The 17,552-nt window shown below is 33.7% G+C and carries 14 protein-coding genes; 5 read left to right on the forward strand and 9 right to left on the reverse strand.

Features of this window, described 5'->3' with window-relative positions:
* Nucleotides 1-63 precede the first annotated feature (63 nt).
* On the forward strand, nucleotides 64-1,368 hold the full coding sequence (locus tag ER639_RS06080) for a cation:dicarboxylate symporter family transporter (protein WP_129064882.1): 1,305 nt from the start codon (nucleotides 64-66) through the stop codon (nucleotides 1,366-1,368).
* A gap of 62 nt (nucleotides 1,369-1,430) precedes the next feature.
* Here the strand turns inward: ER639_RS06080 and hutH are convergent, their stop codons facing one another.
* Both hutH and nagE read right to left on the reverse strand, forming a co-directional pair.
* On the reverse strand, nucleotides 1,431-2,948 hold the full coding sequence (hutH, locus tag ER639_RS06085) for a histidine ammonia-lyase (protein WP_129064883.1): 1,518 nt from the start codon (nucleotides 2,946-2,948) through the stop codon (nucleotides 1,431-1,433).
* A 246-nt stretch (nucleotides 2,949-3,194) separates the two neighbouring features.
* Nucleotides 3,195-4,685 (reverse strand): N-acetylglucosamine-specific PTS transporter subunit IIBC, encoded by a 1,491-nt coding sequence (gene nagE / locus ER639_RS06090; RefSeq protein ID WP_129064884.1) that lies wholly within the window; start codon nucleotides 4,683-4,685, stop codon nucleotides 3,195-3,197.
* Nucleotides 4,686-4,858: 173 nt separating this feature from the next.
* On the opposite strand from nagE, the gene ER639_RS06095 reads away from it, so the two are divergent.
* Nucleotides 4,859-5,065: a hypothetical protein gene (locus ER639_RS06095; RefSeq protein WP_129064885.1), complete on the forward strand. Its 207-nt coding sequence runs from the start codon at nucleotides 4,859-4,861 to the stop codon at nucleotides 5,063-5,065.
* Between the two features lie 19 nt (nucleotides 5,066-5,084).
* Here the strand turns inward: ER639_RS06095 and ER639_RS06100 are convergent, their stop codons facing one another.
* Entirely contained in the window at nucleotides 5,085-5,489 is a 405-nt protein-coding gene (locus ER639_RS06100; protein WP_129064886.1) for a DUF1801 domain-containing protein, read from the reverse strand.
* Nucleotides 5,490-5,698: 209 nt separating this feature from the next.
* Between ER639_RS06100 and ER639_RS06105 the strand changes: the two genes are divergently transcribed.
* Nucleotides 5,699-5,908 (forward strand): hypothetical protein, encoded by a 210-nt coding sequence (locus ER639_RS06105; protein ID WP_129064887.1) that lies wholly within the window; start codon nucleotides 5,699-5,701, stop codon nucleotides 5,906-5,908.
* Nucleotides 5,909-5,936: 28 nt separating this feature from the next.
* Here the strand turns inward: ER639_RS06105 and ER639_RS06110 are convergent, their stop codons facing one another.
* Entirely contained in the window at nucleotides 5,937-6,524 is a 588-nt protein-coding gene (locus ER639_RS06110) for a lysophospholipid acyltransferase family protein (RefSeq protein ID WP_129064888.1), read from the reverse strand.
* Nucleotides 6,525-6,792: 268 nt separating this feature from the next.
* On the opposite strand from ER639_RS06110, the gene ER639_RS06115 reads away from it, so the two are divergent.
* Complete coding sequence (locus ER639_RS06115; protein ID WP_240664001.1) at nucleotides 6,793-8,070, forward strand: S1C family serine protease; 1,278 nt, start codon at nucleotides 6,793-6,795, stop codon at nucleotides 8,068-8,070.
* Nucleotides 8,071-8,143: 73 nt separating this feature from the next.
* Here the strand turns inward: ER639_RS06115 and ER639_RS06120 are convergent, their stop codons facing one another.
* The 3 genes from ER639_RS06120 to tyrS all read right to left on the reverse strand — a co-directional run bounded on the left by ER639_RS06120 (nucleotide 8,144) and on the right by tyrS (nucleotide 11,011).
* The gene (locus tag ER639_RS06120) at nucleotides 8,144-9,007 is read right to left on the reverse strand and encodes a TPM domain-containing protein (RefSeq protein ID WP_129064889.1); all 864 of its coding nucleotides are present in this window, start codon (nucleotides 9,005-9,007) and stop codon (nucleotides 8,144-8,146) included.
* A gap of 30 nt (nucleotides 9,008-9,037) precedes the next feature.
* Nucleotides 9,038-9,607, reverse strand: a complete 570-nt coding sequence (locus tag ER639_RS06125; protein ID WP_129064890.1) for a LemA family protein — start codon at nucleotides 9,605-9,607, stop codon at nucleotides 9,038-9,040.
* Between the two features lie 147 nt (nucleotides 9,608-9,754).
* Nucleotides 9,755-11,011: a tyrosine--tRNA ligase gene (gene tyrS, locus ER639_RS06130; RefSeq protein ID WP_129064891.1), complete on the reverse strand. Its 1,257-nt coding sequence runs from the start codon at nucleotides 11,009-11,011 to the stop codon at nucleotides 9,755-9,757.
* Nucleotides 11,012-11,339: 328 nt separating this feature from the next.
* On the opposite strand from tyrS, the gene ER639_RS06135 reads away from it, so the two are divergent.
* Nucleotides 11,340-13,703 carry a transglycosylase domain-containing protein gene (locus ER639_RS06135; protein ID WP_129064892.1) on the forward strand — a complete coding sequence of 788 codons (2,364 nt, stop codon included), beginning with the start codon at nucleotides 11,340-11,342 and terminating at the stop codon, nucleotides 13,701-13,703.
* Nucleotides 13,704-13,723: 20 nt separating this feature from the next.
* Here ER639_RS06135 and ER639_RS06140 read toward each other — a convergent pair whose 3' ends face one another.
* Together ER639_RS06140 and acsA are read right to left on the reverse strand one after the other, a co-directional pair.
* Nucleotides 13,724-15,391, reverse strand: a complete 1,668-nt coding sequence (locus ER639_RS06140) for a formate--tetrahydrofolate ligase (protein ID WP_129064893.1) — start codon at nucleotides 15,389-15,391, stop codon at nucleotides 13,724-13,726.
* 416 nt (nucleotides 15,392-15,807) lie between these two features.
* On the reverse strand, nucleotides 15,808-17,526 hold the full coding sequence (acsA, locus tag ER639_RS06145) for an acetate--CoA ligase (RefSeq protein ID WP_129064894.1): 1,719 nt from the start codon (nucleotides 17,524-17,526) through the stop codon (nucleotides 15,808-15,810).
* Nucleotides 17,527-17,552: the final 26 nt, after the last annotated feature.

The following is a 17,552-nucleotide window of genomic DNA, read 5'->3' on the forward strand; positions in this document are numbered from 1 at the left end:
CATTGACTAATTTGCAATTTACAACTAAAATTTATAAGTACGCAAGAAATGAGGGATGGAAAAATGAGTTCAGTTACAGAAGTAAAAAAGAAACGTAAATTTTTAAGTTTACCAATGCAAATCTTAATTGCATTAGTATTAGGTGTCATCGTTGGTGGCCTATTAAACGGTCGTGATGACCTCGTTAACTATTTCCTGCCATTTGGTGATATTTTCTTACACTTAATTAAAATGATCGTTGTTCCTATCGTTTTCTGTTCTTTAGTAATTTCTATTGCTGGTTCAGGTGATATGCACACTGTAGGTCGTTATGGCTGGAAAACATTAATATACTTTGAAGTTATCACTACAATCGCTATTGGTTTAGGAATTATCTTTGCAAACATCTTCAAACCAGGTGTTGGTATTGATACATCAAAATTATCTAAAGGTGACGTTTCAAAATATACTACAAACGCAGAAGCTGCTGCACAAACAACATATGGTAATCATATGATTGATACAATTGTAAATATTGTTCCAACAAATATTATTAAATCAATGGCGGAAGGTCAATTATTACCAGTAATTTTCTTTGCCGTATTCTTCGGTTTAGGATTAGCTGCAATCGGTAAAAAAGGTGAACCTGTACGCGCATTCTTTGATGGATTCTTAGACGTTATCTTCTGGATGACAAATCAAATTATGAAATATGCACCGATTGGTGTATTCGCATTTATCGCAGTAACCGTAATGCGCTTTGGTATGAGTGCTTTAATTCCATTAGGTAAATTAGCATTAGTTGTATCAGGATCAATGGTCTTCTTTATTGTAGTCGTATTAGGTGCAGTTGCTGCTATGTGTAAGGTTAACATCTTCCACTTATTACGTATTTTAAAAGATGAGTTATTATTAGCATTCTCAACATCAAGTTCTGAAACAGTATTACCTGTTATCATGGACAAAATGGAGAAATTCGGTGCTCCTAAAGAAATCGTATCTTTCGTAGTACCAACTGGTTATACATTCAACTTAGATGGTTCAGCATTGTACCAATCAATCGCAGCATTAACAATTGCTCAAATGTATGGCGTACACTTATCAGTAACAGAGCAATTAATTCTTTTATTAACATTAATGTTAACTTCTAAAGGTATGGCTGCAGTTCCAGGTACATCAATAGTAGTATTAATTACAACATTAACAGCAATGAACATTCACCCAGAAGGTTTAGCATTAATCATCGGTATTGACCGTATTTTAGATATGATGCGTACTGTAGTAAACGTTGTTGGTAACTCATTATCAACATTAGTTATTGCTAAATGGGAAGGTCGTTTAGACTTAGAAAAAGGACGTAAATATTACGAGTCTTATTTAACAAAATAATGAAATGAAGAGGCGCTATGCTTAATTGCATAGCGCCTCTTTTAGATTTAAAATTACTTTAACTACTTCACTAATATATGCCCCTCATACGCTTGTTTCTTCAAATAATCAGATACACATTTAATATCTTTATGGAATGGGCGATCTTCATCAATCGTTGGTACGATATGTCTGTATTCTTCATACTTTGCTTTTGTTTTCTCAGATAACTTTTCTATCCCTTTAATCTCTGCTGCTTGTAAAGCAATTACACATTCAATTGCAAGTACATTTCTAACGTTCTCTAAGATTTGATAGCCATGTCTTGAAGCGATTGTTCCCATCGATACATGATCTTCTTGATTGGCACTCGATGGTATTGAATCAACACTTGCTGGATGTGCTAATGTTTTATTTTCAGAAACTAAACTAGCAGCAGCATATTGCATAATCATTGCCCCACTTTGTAAGCCTGGTTCTGGTGATAAGAATGCTGGTAAATCACCATTAAGTTGAGGATTAACTAAACGTTCAATACGGCGTTCTGAAACATTCGCTAATTCACTTAACCCAATCTTTAAGAAATCTAAAGCAAATGCTACAGGCTGACCATGGAAGTTTCCTCCTGAAATAACTAATGTCTCATCGCCTTCATCAAAGATTAAAGGATTATCATTTGCTGCATTCATTTCTGCTTCTAATTTTTCTTTTACATATTCAAATACTTGAAAACTTGCACCATGAATTTGTGGAATACAACGCAGTGAATATGCATCTTGAACGCGCAGCTCACCTTGACGTGTCGTTAATTTTGATCCCTCTAACCAATTCATCAAACGTCTTGCAACACCTAACTGACAGTCATTGTTTCTTACAATATGAACATTATCATGATATGCATCTGTAATGCCATGTAAAGCTTGATGTGTCAAAGCAGCAATCCATTCAGCTTGATATGCAATATCAATAGCCTCAATATAATTAATAACTCCTTGAGCTGTCATCGCTTGTGTGCCGTTAATTAAAGCAAGTCCCTCTTTTTCTTGTAATTCAAGATGACCTCTACCTAACGATTTTAAAACTTCGCTACTATGAAGGATTTTCCCTTCGTATTCAACATCCCCTTCACCAATCAATGCCAATGCCAAATGAGATAAAGGTGCCAAATCACCAGATGCCCCCAATGAACCTTGCCCAGGAATCACTGGAATAATGCGATGATTGATAAAGAATACCAACTGATCAACTAAACTTTCAGTCACACCAGAATGACCCTTTAACATCGTATTTAACCTTAAAACCATCATCACTAAAGACACATTTGAATGGAAAGGTTGACCCACACCACATGCATGTGAACGAATTAAATGTTCTTGTAAATGGGTACATTTGTCATGATCAATTAAAACATCACAGAATAAACCAAACCCAGTCGTAATACCATAAATCGTTTCTTTATTTTCAATAATCTTTTCAACAGTTTTTCTGCTTTTTCTAACACGAACTAAAGCCTCTTCTGAAATTTCTACCTTATCATTCGAATTTAAAAAAGAACGAATATCCTCAATTGATAAGTTTTCGCCAGTTAATAATAAAGTCATTTCAATACCCCTTTTTGATTTTATAATATTCTAACAATTCAGATAAATATATTATAAAATGAAACCGCATACAAAACAACAGAATATCCAAAAATTGTATTATGGTATTGAGTTATCACTTTAACGAAATAAATTATAAACTTTAAAATAAAATGTGAAAAATTAATAAAGTAATACATATGCCAATAAAAAAGAAGAATAGAAAATAAAAAACAGCCCCGAAGGACTGTTTTGATAATCATACAATTACTTTAAATACTCATCTACTACATCTGCTACTTGCTGTACATGTGTTCCGATAATTACTTGTGCGTTCTTTTTACCAACTTTCATAACGCCAGCAGCACCCGCACGCTTAATTAATGCTTCATCAACGATACTGTTATCTTTCAACTCAAAACGTAAACGCGTTGCACAGTTTGTAACAGTTTCAATATTTTCTTTACCACCCACACCAGCAATAACTTGTTGTGCTAAGTGATCGTATTTACCATTTGTATGTTGTGATGATTGAACTACTGTATCACCATTTTCAAAAGCATCTGTACGTTCTTGATCAGCTGCCATTTGTGCAATTTCTTCCTCTGATTCACGACCAGGCGTTTTAATGTCTAACCACTTAATCACAAGTCTGAAAATTACATAGTATAAAATAAAGTAAATGGCACCTAATACTAATAACATATAAGGTTGGTTAGCATTTGGATTTTTAAACGACAATACATAATCAATAAATCCTGCACTGAAACCAAATCCTGCTGTCCAGTGGAAACTAGCAGCGATAAACATTGATAAACCTGTTAAAATTGCATGAATTACATATAAAACAGGTGCAATAAATAAGAATAAAAATTCAATCGGCTCGGTAACACCTGTTAAAAATGCTGTAACCGCACCTGCTAAGAAAATACCTGCAACAGCTTTTTTACGAGCTGTTTTAGCTGAATGATACATCGCTAAAGCAGCACCAGGAATACCAAACATCATTACTGGGAAGAATCCTGCTTGATACATACCTGTAACACCTTTAACGGCATCTTTACTTTGGAATTTACCAATATCATTAATACCAGCAACATCAAACCAAAATACAGCATTTAACGCATGGTGTAAACCTGTTGGAATTAATAAACGGTTAAAGAAACCAAATAAACCTGCACCTACTGCACCTAATCCTACCATCCATTTACCAAAAGCAACTAAACCACCGAATAAAACTGGCCAAACAAATAATAAAACAACTGATAAAATCATTGCAAAAAATGAAACTAATATTGGTACTAAACGGCGTCCACTAAAGAATGCCAATACTGCAGGTAATTCTGTATTATGGAATTTATTGAACGTCATTGCAGCAATTTGACCAATTAAAATACCAATGAATACATTGTTAATTTTCGTAAACCCAATATCTACTTTTTCAGGTTTAATGTGCATTAAGTTAGCAACTGAAGGTGCACTTAAAACATTGGTAACGACAAAGAAACCAACTACAGCTGCTAAAGCAACTGCACCATCACGTGATTTTGCCATCCCTAACGCAACACCAATAGCAAATAACATTCCTAAATTATCAAGAATTGATGCTCCTGATTTAATCATAAATGCTGCAACTGGATTATTTGCCCCCCAACTAGGGTCAATCCAATAACCAATCCCCATTAATAATGCTGCAGCTGGCAAAACTGCAACGGGTAACATCAGACTTCTACCAAGTCTTTGTAAAAAAGAATACATATGCTCTCCTCCTTGTTATGTATGCATATACATTTTTAAGTTTATTCTCGTCTTTATTACACTAAATTTTGGACAACATTTCAAGTTAATTTTGTAGAATTTCAAAAAAAGATTAACATTTTGTGAAGAATTGATTATAATGAGTTAAATACATATTTATTGAGGGTGATTTTATGAAACGCCTACCGAAATTATTTAGCGGTAAGTTAACAGCTTATCAAATTTCGACAGCAACAGATATAGATATTACCATCATTGAATCTCTTCTAGATGAAACAGCAACTTTAGATATATTAGATGATGCGGCTTTTGCTAAATTAAAAGATTTAGAATTAAGTTTATTTAATATTCAATCTGACAACAATGAAACCATTGCTTAGTACGCAATGGTTTCTTTTTTTATGTTTTTTGATATTTCTTTTTTAAATATTGCATTGTACTTTTAATCAATGCCTTTAATACTTCAGTATCGATATCTTCAATTTGATTAATATACACACATGTCTTACCTACTGTATGTTTTCCTAATGATTTTAATAATACATCTCTTTCATCATTATCTGGCGCTAAATATAAACTAATTTTGTTCTTTTTAATTGCAAATGCAACCAGTGGTGCATCTCCTTCAAACTTTTCATCAATTTCATAATGATATTCACCAAATCCAACCATAGATGGGCCCCATAATACTCCTTCATAACCAGATGTTTCTTTGAACAATTGATACAGTTGTTGAAATTGAGTACGTTTATCATCACATAATTTCGATACAAATTCATCCATATACACTGTTTCTTGATTCATGAGATCATTCCTTATTCTATTTTCATAAGAAAATTATACTATATATTCTGAATATTTAATATATTATTTTTCTAAATTTTCATGCTTTTATTGATATGATTGCATCTAGCTTATGTTTTTGTTTTTATTTTATTCATTTTTTATGCAATGTTTAATATGAGTAAACATAGGGAATAATGAATATAACTCGAATATTAGGAGATGAAAGTATGGATAACATTGTACTTAAGATTACATATCCTAGCTCAAACTACCTCCCAGAATATAAATTAATAAATTCTCATCAAGAAAAACAGAAATATAAACGTTTATTAATGAACCAATTAAAAGTTCGAGCTGGTCAGACGAACAAGAAACAAGTGATTAAACTCGATTTTATTTACCCTGATGATGTTGAGACTTTTGTATATGAAGCATAAAAATAACGCGTAAACTTTTGTTTACGCGTTATTTTTGTAGTTGATGTGTTGTTTGCTCAAGTACTGCAGTAATATTATCGATGATTTCTGATTTATTATGACCTTCTATTTTCGTCGTATCAATAATTTCTCCAAAGATAATATAGCAATCGCCCTGTTTTTTAAAGATATCTCTAAACCTAGTCGGCCCTTCATACTTAGCTGGTAATATGGTCGACTTTGCTAAATAAGCCATCGTTGCAGCACCTTTTTTTAATGGTGCTCCTTCAGTTCTACTACCACTTGGAAAGATACCAACAACTTGATCTTGTTTTAATAATTTAATAGGTGTCTTTAATGAGCTTGGCCCAGGATTTTCACGGTTTACAGGAAATGCATTGACTGATTTAAAGAATTGATTCAAAAATTTATTTTTGAATAATTCTTGTTTCGCCATATAATGCACTTCAATTGGATACAATGCCATCGCAAGAATAATGATTTCAACCATGGATGTATGATTGCACGTTACAATATAACCACCATTTTTCGGAATGTGCTCCAACCCTTTTACTTTTACTTTTTTAAATAATTTGACTAATATAATATATAAGATTCGCGCTAAAAAAGAATACATAGGCTCTCCTTAATGTTTGATAATTACATTATAACGATTTTTTCAAGAAAATAAAATTATCATTTAATTTTAATAATAATTTTATGTTTGTTTCATGATATCTATGTATTATATTATTACTGTTCTACATGATTGAATTAATGTTCATTATAGCGTTTAATCTATGTAATATCTGTTTTATTTGTTTAATCATTCTTTTTTGATTAATTTTTTTATTATTTTATCTAAATTATTTTGATAAATGATTTTGTTTTAGAGGTGAATGTATTTGGAAAATCAAAATAACGAACATGTGAACGATCCACAAAACGATTCAACAATGAATCAATCAGAAAATCAATCAACACAGCAAACAGAAATGTATCAAGCAAGAAGACAAGAACAACTTACAAACCCACCAAAATCAAAGTCTAATGCAGGATTTGGTAAACTATTGCTTGCTGCGGTACTTGGGTCAGGTTTGACCGTTGGTGCGACACAATTATTGGATCATCAAGGGATTACGAATAATAGTGTTAAAGAAGCTACGATTACAACTTCAAATACGAAAACGAAAAAATCTAACTTAACTCAAATGTTAGAAAGCGTTTCTCCATCCATCGTTGGTGTAATCAATATGCAAAAATCTAACAATATATTTGATTATTTTAATGCAGATACGAAATCCAATGACCCACAAGAATCAGGTACAGGCTCTGGTGTCATTTATCAAGTCAATAATGACCATGCTTATATCGTTACGAACAATCACGTCGTAGAAGGTGCAAGTCAAATTAAAGTGAAACTCGCAAATGGTAAAACGGTTGACGCGGATTTAGTTGGTAAAGATGCATTAACGGATATCGCCGTACTTAAGATAAATGGCCAATTTAATATTAAGCCAATGGTCTTTAGCAATTCGAATAACATTCATACTGGAGATACAGTTTATGCGATTGGTAATCCTCTCGGTTTAGAATTCTCTGGTAGTGTCACACAAGGGATTATTAGTGCAAAAGAACGTGATATGACTGTGAAGACTTCTGCAGGTGCATCGAAAGTTAAAGCAATACAAACGGATGCTGCGATTAATCCAGGTAACTCTGGTGGCGCTTTAATCAATACTAATGGTGAATTGATTGGTATTAACTCAATGAAAATTGCATTAACTGAAGTTGAGGGTATCGGATTTGCAATTCCATCAAATGATGTAAAAACAATCATAGAACAGCTTGTGAAAGATGGCAAAGTCATTCGTCCATATATGGGGCTATCTCTAATCAGTATGGAAAGTGTCCCTGAACAATATTTAGAAGAATTAAAAGTAAAAGATCATAAAGGTGTACTTGTTGCCGATACGGATAGCTACGCTGGTAAATCATTTAAGAAATATGACATTATACTTAAAGCAGATGGTAAGGAAGTGCAATCTGATTCTGATTTAAGAAGTTATATTTATTCTGAGAAAAAAGTCGGTGATGTTGTGAAATTTACAATATTAAGAGACGGTGAAACAAAAGAAGTGAACCTCACTTTAAGAAGTACTAACGACCAAAAAACACAATAATAATAAAACCGAAAGGCTGATAAATCATGATGATTTATCAGCCTTTCGTTTCTTATTGTTAATATTTAATTATTTAAAATCCTCTATCAGCACCGCCGCCACCAAAGCCGCCACCAGCACCGAAACTATCACCAAAACTATCGCCGAAGCTGCCACCACTACTTCCACTCGAGAAGCCTCCAGATGAGAAGCCGCCTCCTGTTGGGAAGAAAATAATTGGTCCGCTGCCACCTCGTCTACCACCATTACCTCGACCGCCATTATTAAAGAAAATCGAAATGATTAAATAGACAAAGAATATTGCGATAATGATTTCAAATATGCTGAATCCTTCACTTTGCTGCTCAGGTTCTTTTTGTTTATAAGTTTTACCGTCAAAACCATAAGCTTTGTTCACTTCATCAACAATTGCATTGTAAAGCTTTGTAACAGCTTTATTAATATACTGCTTAGAAAGTGGATCTTTTCCTTTAGGATCAATTGCAATTGCTTTTTTCATATCTTCTAAAGCATATTGATCAATAAGCTGTCCTACTTTGGCATCATTTAAGACACCTTCTAATCCGTAACCCACTGCAACTGCAATACCTCTATTACGGTATTCATTACCATTATCTAAATTCAATAAAATAACAATACCATTTTCTTTTTTAGTATCACCTACACCATATTCTCGCCCTGCTCTTAACGCATAATCTTGTCTGTTTTCTTGCCCTATCGTTGGCATTAACATTAACAAGATTTCACTCGTCGTACCATTTTTAAGTGTATCAGATCGTTGATTTAATGTATCTTTCTCAGATGATGTGAACACATCCAAATGATCTTGAATATATACTGGCTTTTCTAATTGAGGTAAAGGCGATGCTGCATGGGTTACATTATGAAATGTACAGAATAAAAAGAATATACCCAATAAAGCAAAACACTTTTTCATGAGATCACAACTTTTCATTTATAAATTGTATTATTTATTAAAATCAACTTTTGGTGCATTTTTCGCATTGTCATCCGCTTTAAAGTAAGCACGTTCTTTATATCCTAAAATACTGGCAGCAATACTACCTGGGAATCGTTTCACAACTTTATTGTATTCTGAAACCACATCATTGTAATCTTTACGTGCAACTTGGATACGGTTTTCTGTACCTGCTAATTCATCTCTTAAACCAGTAAATTGTGCATCTGCTTTTAATTCAGGATAAGCTTCACTAATCGCAATTAAACGGTTTAATGCTGAAGATAACTCTTGGTTGGCACTTGATTTTTCTTCAATTGTTTTAGCGCCAGCTAATTTACTTCTAGCATCAGCCACACTTTGGAATACTTCTTTTTCATGGCTAGCATAACCTTTAACAGTGTTCACTAAGTTTGGAATTAAATCCACTCTTCGTTGCAATTGTGTATCAATATTAGACTCTTGTTTATCTACTTCTTGACTGTAATCCACCAATTTATTGTATGGTGCAATTAACATTGATGCAGCTAGTGCTAATATCACAACAATTACGATAATTGGTACTAATAATTTTTTCATAAGTAATCTCCTTTTATGTTATTAATTTTTATTACCCATCTTTATTATATTTAAAACGCGTCATAATAGAAATCTTTTAGTTTATATTTTTGTCAATATAGCAAATATCATCAAATATAAAAAAAGAGAGACGGAAGTCTCCCTAAACTATAGATATTTCACCATAAAGTATTTCTTTTTACCGCGTCTAACGATTGTAAATTCGTTATCAATTTTATCTGAACTTTGAACTTCATAATTGACGTCTTGTTGTTTTTCACCGTTTAACGAAATTGCGCCGTTTGTAATATCTTCACGTGCTTGGCGTTTACTTGGTGAAATACCTGCTTCAATTAATAAATCTACTAAATTTGAAGTTGATACTACTGCTTGTGGTACATCTTTAAAACTTGTTCTTAATTCATCCGCTGTTAAAGCTTTTAAATCACCTTTAAATAAACTTTCAGTGATACGTTTTGCTTCTTCTAATGCATGTTCATCATGAACATATTTTGTTACTTCTTCGGCTAATGTTTTTTGTGCCAATCTTAAATGTGGTTCAGTTTCTACAGATTTTTCTAAAGCGTCAATCGCATCTTTATCTAAAAATGTAAAGTATTTTAAGAATTTGATGACATCACTATCGGGTGTATTGATCCAGAATTGGTAGAATTCATAAGGACTTGTTTTTGTGCGATCTAACCAAATCGCGCCACCTTCAGATTTACCAAACTTCTTACCATCTGATTTCGTTACTAACGGTACTGTTAATCCAAATGCTTCTACTTCACCGTACATACGACGCATCAATTCGATACCGCTTGTAATATTACCCCATTGGTCACTACCACCGATTTGCAATTTCACGTTGTGTGTTTTATTTAAATGCCCAAAGTCAATGGCTTGTAGAATTGTATATGTAAACTCAGTGAATGAAATACCTGTTTCTAAACGTGATGCAATACTGTCTTTCGCTAATAAGTAATTCACACCAACGTGTTTACCGTAATCACGTAAAAACGTTAATAAATCAATTTCGCCTAACCAGTCTTTATTATCCACTCGAAGCGCGCCAGTTTCACCTTCAAAATCAAAAAGTTGTTCCATTTGTGCTTTGATGCCGTCAACATTCTTTTGAACTTGTTCTAACGTTTGTAATGTACGTTCATCCGTACGACCAGATGGGTCACCAATCATTCCTGTTGCTCCACCGATTAAAACGACTGGACGGTGTCCATGTTGTTGAAATCTTTTTAATGTTAAAAACGGCAATAAGTGTCCAATGTGTAAGCTATCTGCAGTCGGATCTGTTCCACAATATACACTAACAGACTCCTTATTTAATAATGCTTCAATCGCTTCTGGATGCGTTTCTTGATAGATAAGACCTCTCCATCTTAAGTCTTCTAATAATGCATTTGTCATGAAAAAATCCTCCTAAATTTATTTGTATACAAAAAAGCACCCTTACATAACGTAAGGGTGCTTGAATGCACGGTACCACCATACTTACAATCAAAATGATTGTCACTTTCAATGAAACGGTCATTGTCCGCTTGATATCATAAAGGGTGTATTCATAAATCATTTTGTCTAAGTTTTCACCAACCACTTAGCTCTCTACATCTAAAATCATTTATTACTTGTCCCATATCAATTCAATATATAATTGGTTAATTAACAGTTTAAACAATGTCGTTTATTACGTCAAGCAGAACTTATGGTATAATAATGCCATTATGGAGGATATAAGATGAAAGAAAAGATGCAAAATTTATACAATAGAATAAAAACATCTTTCCAATCCATTGAATGGACACCTTATGTCATATTTAACGGCTTGTATGAAACGATTACAAAAACTACTTTATTTTTTATATGTGCAATGACAGTTACAATGTTTTTGATTTTAGGTTTTGGAACAGGCTATTTTCTTGCACTTGTAAAAGATGAACCAGTAAAGGATAGTGTCTCACTTAAGAAAGCATTATATGAAATGAGTGAAAGTACGACAGTTTATTTTGGTACTGGAGAAACTTTAGGTAACTTAAATACCGATTTACAGAGGCAAGTCGTAAAATATGATGAAATGAGTCCTCATGTGATTGATGCACTCGTTGCAACTGAAGATGAAAATTTTTATCATCATAACGGCATTGTGCCGAAAGCTTTTGTTCGTGCAACACTTCAAGAATTTCTAAATATGGGTGTAACAAGTGGTGGCTCAACGTTAACACAACAGCTTATAAAGAACCAATTGCTAACTAACGAAACTTCATTTAAACGTAAAGCAAAAGAAATGTTACTCAGTGCAAAGGTAGAAAAGACATTAACAAAAAAAGAAATTATTGAAGCTTATTTAAATGTTGTAAGTTTTGGTCGCAATACAAATGGTCAAAATATTGCTGGTATTGAAGCAACAGCGAACGGTTTATTCGGTAAATCTGCAAAATCTCTTAATATTGCAGAAAGTGCATATATTGCTGGTATGCCACAAAATCCATATACATACACGCCATTTTTAAACAACGGTAAATTGAAAAACAAAGCAATGCTTCAACCAGGATTAGATAGACAACAATATGTATTAAAAAGAATGCTTCAAGAAAAGAAAATTACTCAAGAAGAATATAATAAAGCTAAAAAATACGACATCATTAAACATTTAAAAGATAAAGTTGATGTCCCAAATGAAAAATATCCATATTTAACAGCCGAAGTAGAAAGACGTACGGTCGATATTTTAAAATATCAATTTGCGAAAGAAGATAATATTTCTAGGCAAGAATTAGATGAGACCCCTATTCTGAATGAAAAATATATTGGTATTGCTGAACGTGCCATTCGAAATAATGGTTACATCATTAATACAACTATCAATAAACCAATTTTCGATCAAATGGATAAGATTAAATCGAATCCAAATTATTATTCATATGATAGAACAGTCACTATTGATGGAAAACAACAAACAATGCAACAAGAAGTCGGTGCTTTATTAAAAGAAAATGAAACAGGTAAGATTTTAGCATTTATCGGCGGCCGTGATCATGATAAATCTCAAAACAACCATGCAATGCGAACGAAGCGTTCACCAGGTTCTACGATGAAACCATTGTTAGCTTATGCACCTGCTATTGAATATGGTGTAACAACTCCAGAAACGATGCTATTAGATAAAAAGTTCGATTATAATGGTTATTCACCAGAAAACTACGCTCGTATTGAATATGGCCCTGTTACAACCCGATATGCATTAGAAAATTCATTTAACTTAAGTGCTTTAAGACTATACTCAAGTATTCAAGATCGTAAACCATGGGAATTCTTAGAGAAAATGGATATCGATATCCCTAAAGATGAAAAAGAAAACTTAAGTTTAGCACTTGGTGCGACAGATATTACTTTAGAAGATGATGTTGATGGCTTCTCAACACTTGCAAATGATGGAAATTATCAAGAAAGCTATATGATTGAATCCATTAAAACACGTAGTGGCAAAGTACTTTATGAACATGAAGCTTCACCTAAACGCGTCTTCAAAAAGGCAACCGCTTATATCATGACGGATATGCTTAGAGGTGTATTAAACACTGGTAGTGCTGGTGAATTGAAAGGCACATTCTTATACAATCAAGATTGGGCTGGAAAAACAGGTACAGCACAAAATGCAACAGACAGTTTATTTGTCGCTTATAATCCTAAAGTAACTATGGGCATTTGGATGGGTTATGATAAACCAACTACTTTCGATGAAGAAAATCATTACCAATTAAAACTTTGGCGAGATTTGGTTAATAGTGCGACTCAAGCTGCTCCTAATCAAATGGGCGTTAACAAACGATTCACACAACCAGGCAGCGTATCTAACGTCCAATTATGTCAAATCACCAATAGTTTAAGCGGCAATTGTGATACGAAAGAACCAGTGAAATCAAGTTTAGTCTTTAAAAATACAGACTTATCTCCTAAGAAAATCGATGATTATAAAGTATTATCAAGACTTGGTATTAAACTTGATCCAAACACGAAAGATAAAATCACAACAAAAACAAATGTATCAGACACACATAAAGCAGTTAAAAAACAAGAAAAAAAAACAACCGCCTCAGATTGAGGCGGTTGTTATTTTTTTGATTAGAATAATCCTACAGCATTTCCTTCTGCATCAACATCCATTTTTAATGCTGCTGGTTGTTTTGGTAAACCAGGCATTGTCATGATGTCTCCTGTTAATGCTACGATAAATCCAGCACCTGTTTTAGGAATTAACTCACGAATTGTTACGTTAAATCCAGATGGACGACCTAATTTCGTTGGATCATCTGAGAATGAGTATTGTGTTTTAGCCATACAAACTGGGTATTCATTCCAGCCATTGTCAGCAATAGTTTTAAGTTGCTTTTTCGCTTTATCAGCAAAAATAACATCATCAGCACCGTAGATTTTTTGTACGATTGTACGGATTTTTTCTTCTACAGGCATTGATAAATCATATAAATGTTTGAATGATTGTGGTTTTTCTAATACTTCAAGTACTAATTTAGCAAGCTCAACGCCGCCTTTTCCACCATGTTCCCAAACTTCAGTTAAAGCTAATTTTACGCCACGTTCTTTAGCCCAGTTTTGAACAAATTCACGTTCAGCGTCTGTATCTGTTACGAAGTTGTTTAATGCGATAACAGGTTCAACACCGAATAATTGTAAGTTTTCGATATGTTTTTCTAAGTTTTGAATACCTGATTTTAAAGCTTCTACGTTTTCAGTACCTAATTCAGTTTTCGCTACACCACCATGCATTTTTAATGCACGGATTGTTGCTACAACAACAATAGCATCAGGTTGAATTTCAGCTTTACGCGCTTTAATATCCATGAATTTCTCAGCACCTAAATCAGAACCAAATCCAGATTCAGTAACAACGATATCCGCTAATTTACGAGCAGTTTTTGTTGCGATAATTGAGTTACAACCATGTGCGATATTCGCGAATGGACCACCGTGGATTAAAGCTGGTGTACCTTCAATTGTTTGTACTAAGTTTGGTTTTAAAGCATCTTTAAGAATTAATGTTAATGCACCTTCAACACCTAAATCTTTAACTGTAACTGGTTTACGATCATAAGTGTAACCGATTGTCATTTTACCTAAGTTTTCTTTTAAGTCAGTAATGTTATTTGATAAACAGAATACAGCCATAATTTCAGAAGCAACTGTAATATCAAAACCATCTTCACGAGGTACACCTTTGAATGGACCACCTAAACCAACAACTACTTGACGTAACGTACGGTCGTTCATGTCAATAACACGTTTCCATTCAACACGACGTGGGTCAATGTTTAATTGGTTACCTTGATAAATATGGTTATCAATAAATGCAGCTAATGCATTATTTGCAGTAGTAATTGCATGTAAGTCCCCATTAAAGTGTAAGTTGATTTCTTCCATCGGTAATACTTGAGCACGGCCACCACCAGTAGCCCCACCTTTCATACCAAATACAGGTCCTAAACTTGGTTCACGTAATGCAACCATTACACTTTTACCAAGTTCTTTAAATGCATCTGAAATACCAACAGTTACTGTTGATTTACCTTCACCAGCAGGTGTTGGGCTCATTGCAGTTACAAGAACAACTTTACCTTCTTTGTTCGTCGTAATTTTAGAAGTATCAATCTTTGCTTTATAATGACCATAAGGTTCAACTGCTTCTAAAGGAATACCCGCTTCTTCAGCAATTTCATTAATTGGTCTAATTGTTGCTTGATTTGCAATTTCTAAATCTGATAAATACTTAGCCATTTTTAACATTCCCCTTACATAAAAATTTGCTTACATATTAATAATAAGATAACGCTTTCAAATTGTCGACTTTTTCGGTTTAAATTTTTACCTTTTCTGAAAAATTATTTTTTACGTGTCAGTAATCATAAAAATGGCATGAGATATGCATAAATATCTCATGCTTTTGTACAGCTTTTATTCTCTGCTTTCCAAAAGCAGCACCTTCGGTAAACAATCTCTCACTCACACAAAATCAAAAAGCTATTTTGGGTCGTGTTCGATTTTTACTCGGTGCTAAACGCTTTTGTACAGCTTTAATCTTCTGCTTTCCAAAAGCAGCACCTTCGGTAAACAATCTCTCACTCACTCAAAATCAAAAAGCTATTTTGGGTCGTGTTCGATTTTTACTCGGTGCTAAACGCTTTTGTACAGCTTTAATCTTCCATTGTACTTAGGTCACCTGTTGGTAAATTAAGCTCCCATGCTTTTAATACACGTCTCATGATTTTACCTGATCTTGTTTTCGGTAATTTGTCTTTAAATTCAATTTCTCTAGGTGCCGCATGTGCTGCAAGTCCTTCTTTTACGAATACTCTAATTTCTTCTTTAAGTGCATCACTTGGTTCATAGCCTTCTCTAAGCGCAATGAATGCTTTAATAATTTCACCTCTTATTGGATCAGGCTTACCGATAACACCTGCTTCTTGAACTGCTGGATGTTCTACAAGTTTAGATTCTACTTCAAATGGTCCAACGCGTTCCCCAGCAGTCATAATCACATCATCTACTCGTCCTTGGAACCAGAAGTAGCCATCTTCATCCATATACGCTGAATCTCCAGAAATATACCAATCATTTGGTAAGAAATATGATTCATATTTCGCTTCATTTTTCCAAATTGTGCGCATCATTGATGGCCACCCTTTTTTAAGTGCCAAGTTCCCCATTCTGTTTGGTGGTAACTCATTGCCATCATTATCAACAATAGCTGCAATCACGCCTGGTAAAGGTTTACCCATTGAGCCTGATTTAATTGGCATTGAAGGATAGTTGACAATCATATGTCCACCAGTCTCAGTCATCCACCAAGTATCATGAATGCGTAATCCAAATGCTTGATGTCCCCATTTAATAACTTCTGGATTTAAAGGCTCACCAACTGATAAAACATGTCTTAATGAAGATAAATCATACTTTTCGATTAATCCATCCCCAGCACCCATTAACATTCTAAATGCCGTTGGTGCTGAATACCAAATCGTAACTTTAAATGTTTCAATGACTTTATACCAACCTTCTGGTGAGAATCTGCCACCCGCAATAACATTCGTTGCACCGCATAACCACGGCGCAAAGATGCCATAGCTTGTACCAGTAACCCAACCTGGGTCAGCTGTACACCAATATACATCGTCTTCTTTAATATCTAACACATAGTGTGCTGATAAATAATGTTGAATCATTGCATTTTGTACATGTAACACACCTTTAGGTTGACCAGTAGACCCTGAAGTATAATGCAAGATTAATCCATCTTCTTTATCTAACCACTCAATATCAAATTGATCACTACTATCTTTAAAATGTTTGTTGTAATCTAAAATGCCATCAGCCTCATCAACATCTTCATCAATCAAGATAATATGTTCAAGATTTGGCAATTCTTCTTTAGGAATTCTACCAACTAATGCTTTTGTTGTAATGATCACACTAGCATCACTGTTATCTAAACGATCTTTAACAGCTTGTGTCATAAATGCTTCAAATAATGGTCCAACAATCGCACCAATTTTTAATGTTCCTAATAGCGCAAAGTATAATTCAGGTGAGCGTGGCATAAAAATAAATACTCTATCCCCCTTTTTTACCCCAGCAACATCCTTTAATACATTTGCCGCTTTATTAGATAATAATTGCATTTCTTTAAATGTGTAATGTTCTAAACGATCAGCATCTTTGTAATGTAAGGCAATTTTATCCCCTTTACCTTCATCAACGTGACGATCAATACATTCATAAGCCATATTTACTTTTCCTGTTTTATGCCAAGAAAAATAAGATTCAACAGATTGCCAATCAAAGTTTTTATATGTTGCTTCATAGTCTTTTAAGTTGTAGTCCCCTTTTACTACATCATAAATTTCTGTCTTCATTCATACATCCCCTTTGTAATCGTTTT

This window comes from Macrococcus sp. DPC7161 (assembly GCF_004117835.1).
GTDB lineage: Bacteria > Bacillota > Bacilli > Staphylococcales > Staphylococcaceae > SDSC01.

Bases quoted from the DNA above. Each gene is read 5' to 3' on its own strand.
- ER639_RS06110 (WP_129064888.1), bottom strand. From the start codon at position 6,524: ATGTATTCTTTTTTAGCGCGAATCTTATATATTATATTAGTCAAATTA.
- ER639_RS06140 (WP_129064893.1), bottom strand. From the start codon at position 15,391: ATGGCTAAGTATTTATCAGATTTAGAAATTGCAAATCAAGCAACAATT.
- ER639_RS06120 (WP_129064889.1), bottom strand. From the start codon at position 9,007: ATGAAAAAGTGTTTTGCTTTATTGGGTATATTCTTTTTATTCTGTACA.
- ER639_RS06080 (WP_129064882.1), top strand. From the start codon at position 64: ATGAGTTCAGTTACAGAAGTAAAAAAGAAACGTAAATTTTTAAGTTTA.
- ER639_RS06135 (WP_129064892.1), top strand. From the start codon at position 11,340: ATGAAAGAAAAGATGCAAAATTTATACAATAGAATAAAAACATCTTTC.
- hutH (WP_129064883.1), bottom strand. From the start codon at position 2,948: ATGACTTTATTATTAACTGGCGAAAACTTATCAATTGAGGATATTCGT.
- ER639_RS06125 (WP_129064890.1), bottom strand. From the start codon at position 9,607: ATGAAAAAATTATTAGTACCAATTATCGTAATTGTTGTGATATTAGCA.
- ER639_RS06095 (WP_129064885.1), top strand. From the start codon at position 4,859: ATGAAACGCCTACCGAAATTATTTAGCGGTAAGTTAACAGCTTATCAA.
- acsA (WP_129064894.1), bottom strand. From the start codon at position 17,526: ATGAAGACAGAAATTTATGATGTAGTAAAAGGGGACTACAACTTAAAA.
- ER639_RS06105 (WP_129064887.1), top strand. From the start codon at position 5,699: ATGGATAACATTGTACTTAAGATTACATATCCTAGCTCAAACTACCTC.
- nagE (WP_129064884.1), bottom strand. From the start codon at position 4,685: ATGTATTCTTTTTTACAAAGACTTGGTAGAAGTCTGATGTTACCCGTT.
- tyrS (WP_129064891.1), bottom strand. From the start codon at position 11,011: ATGACAAATGCATTATTAGAAGACTTAAGATGGAGAGGTCTTATCTAT.
- ER639_RS06100 (WP_129064886.1), bottom strand. From the start codon at position 5,489: ATGAATCAAGAAACAGTGTATATGGATGAATTTGTATCGAAATTATGT.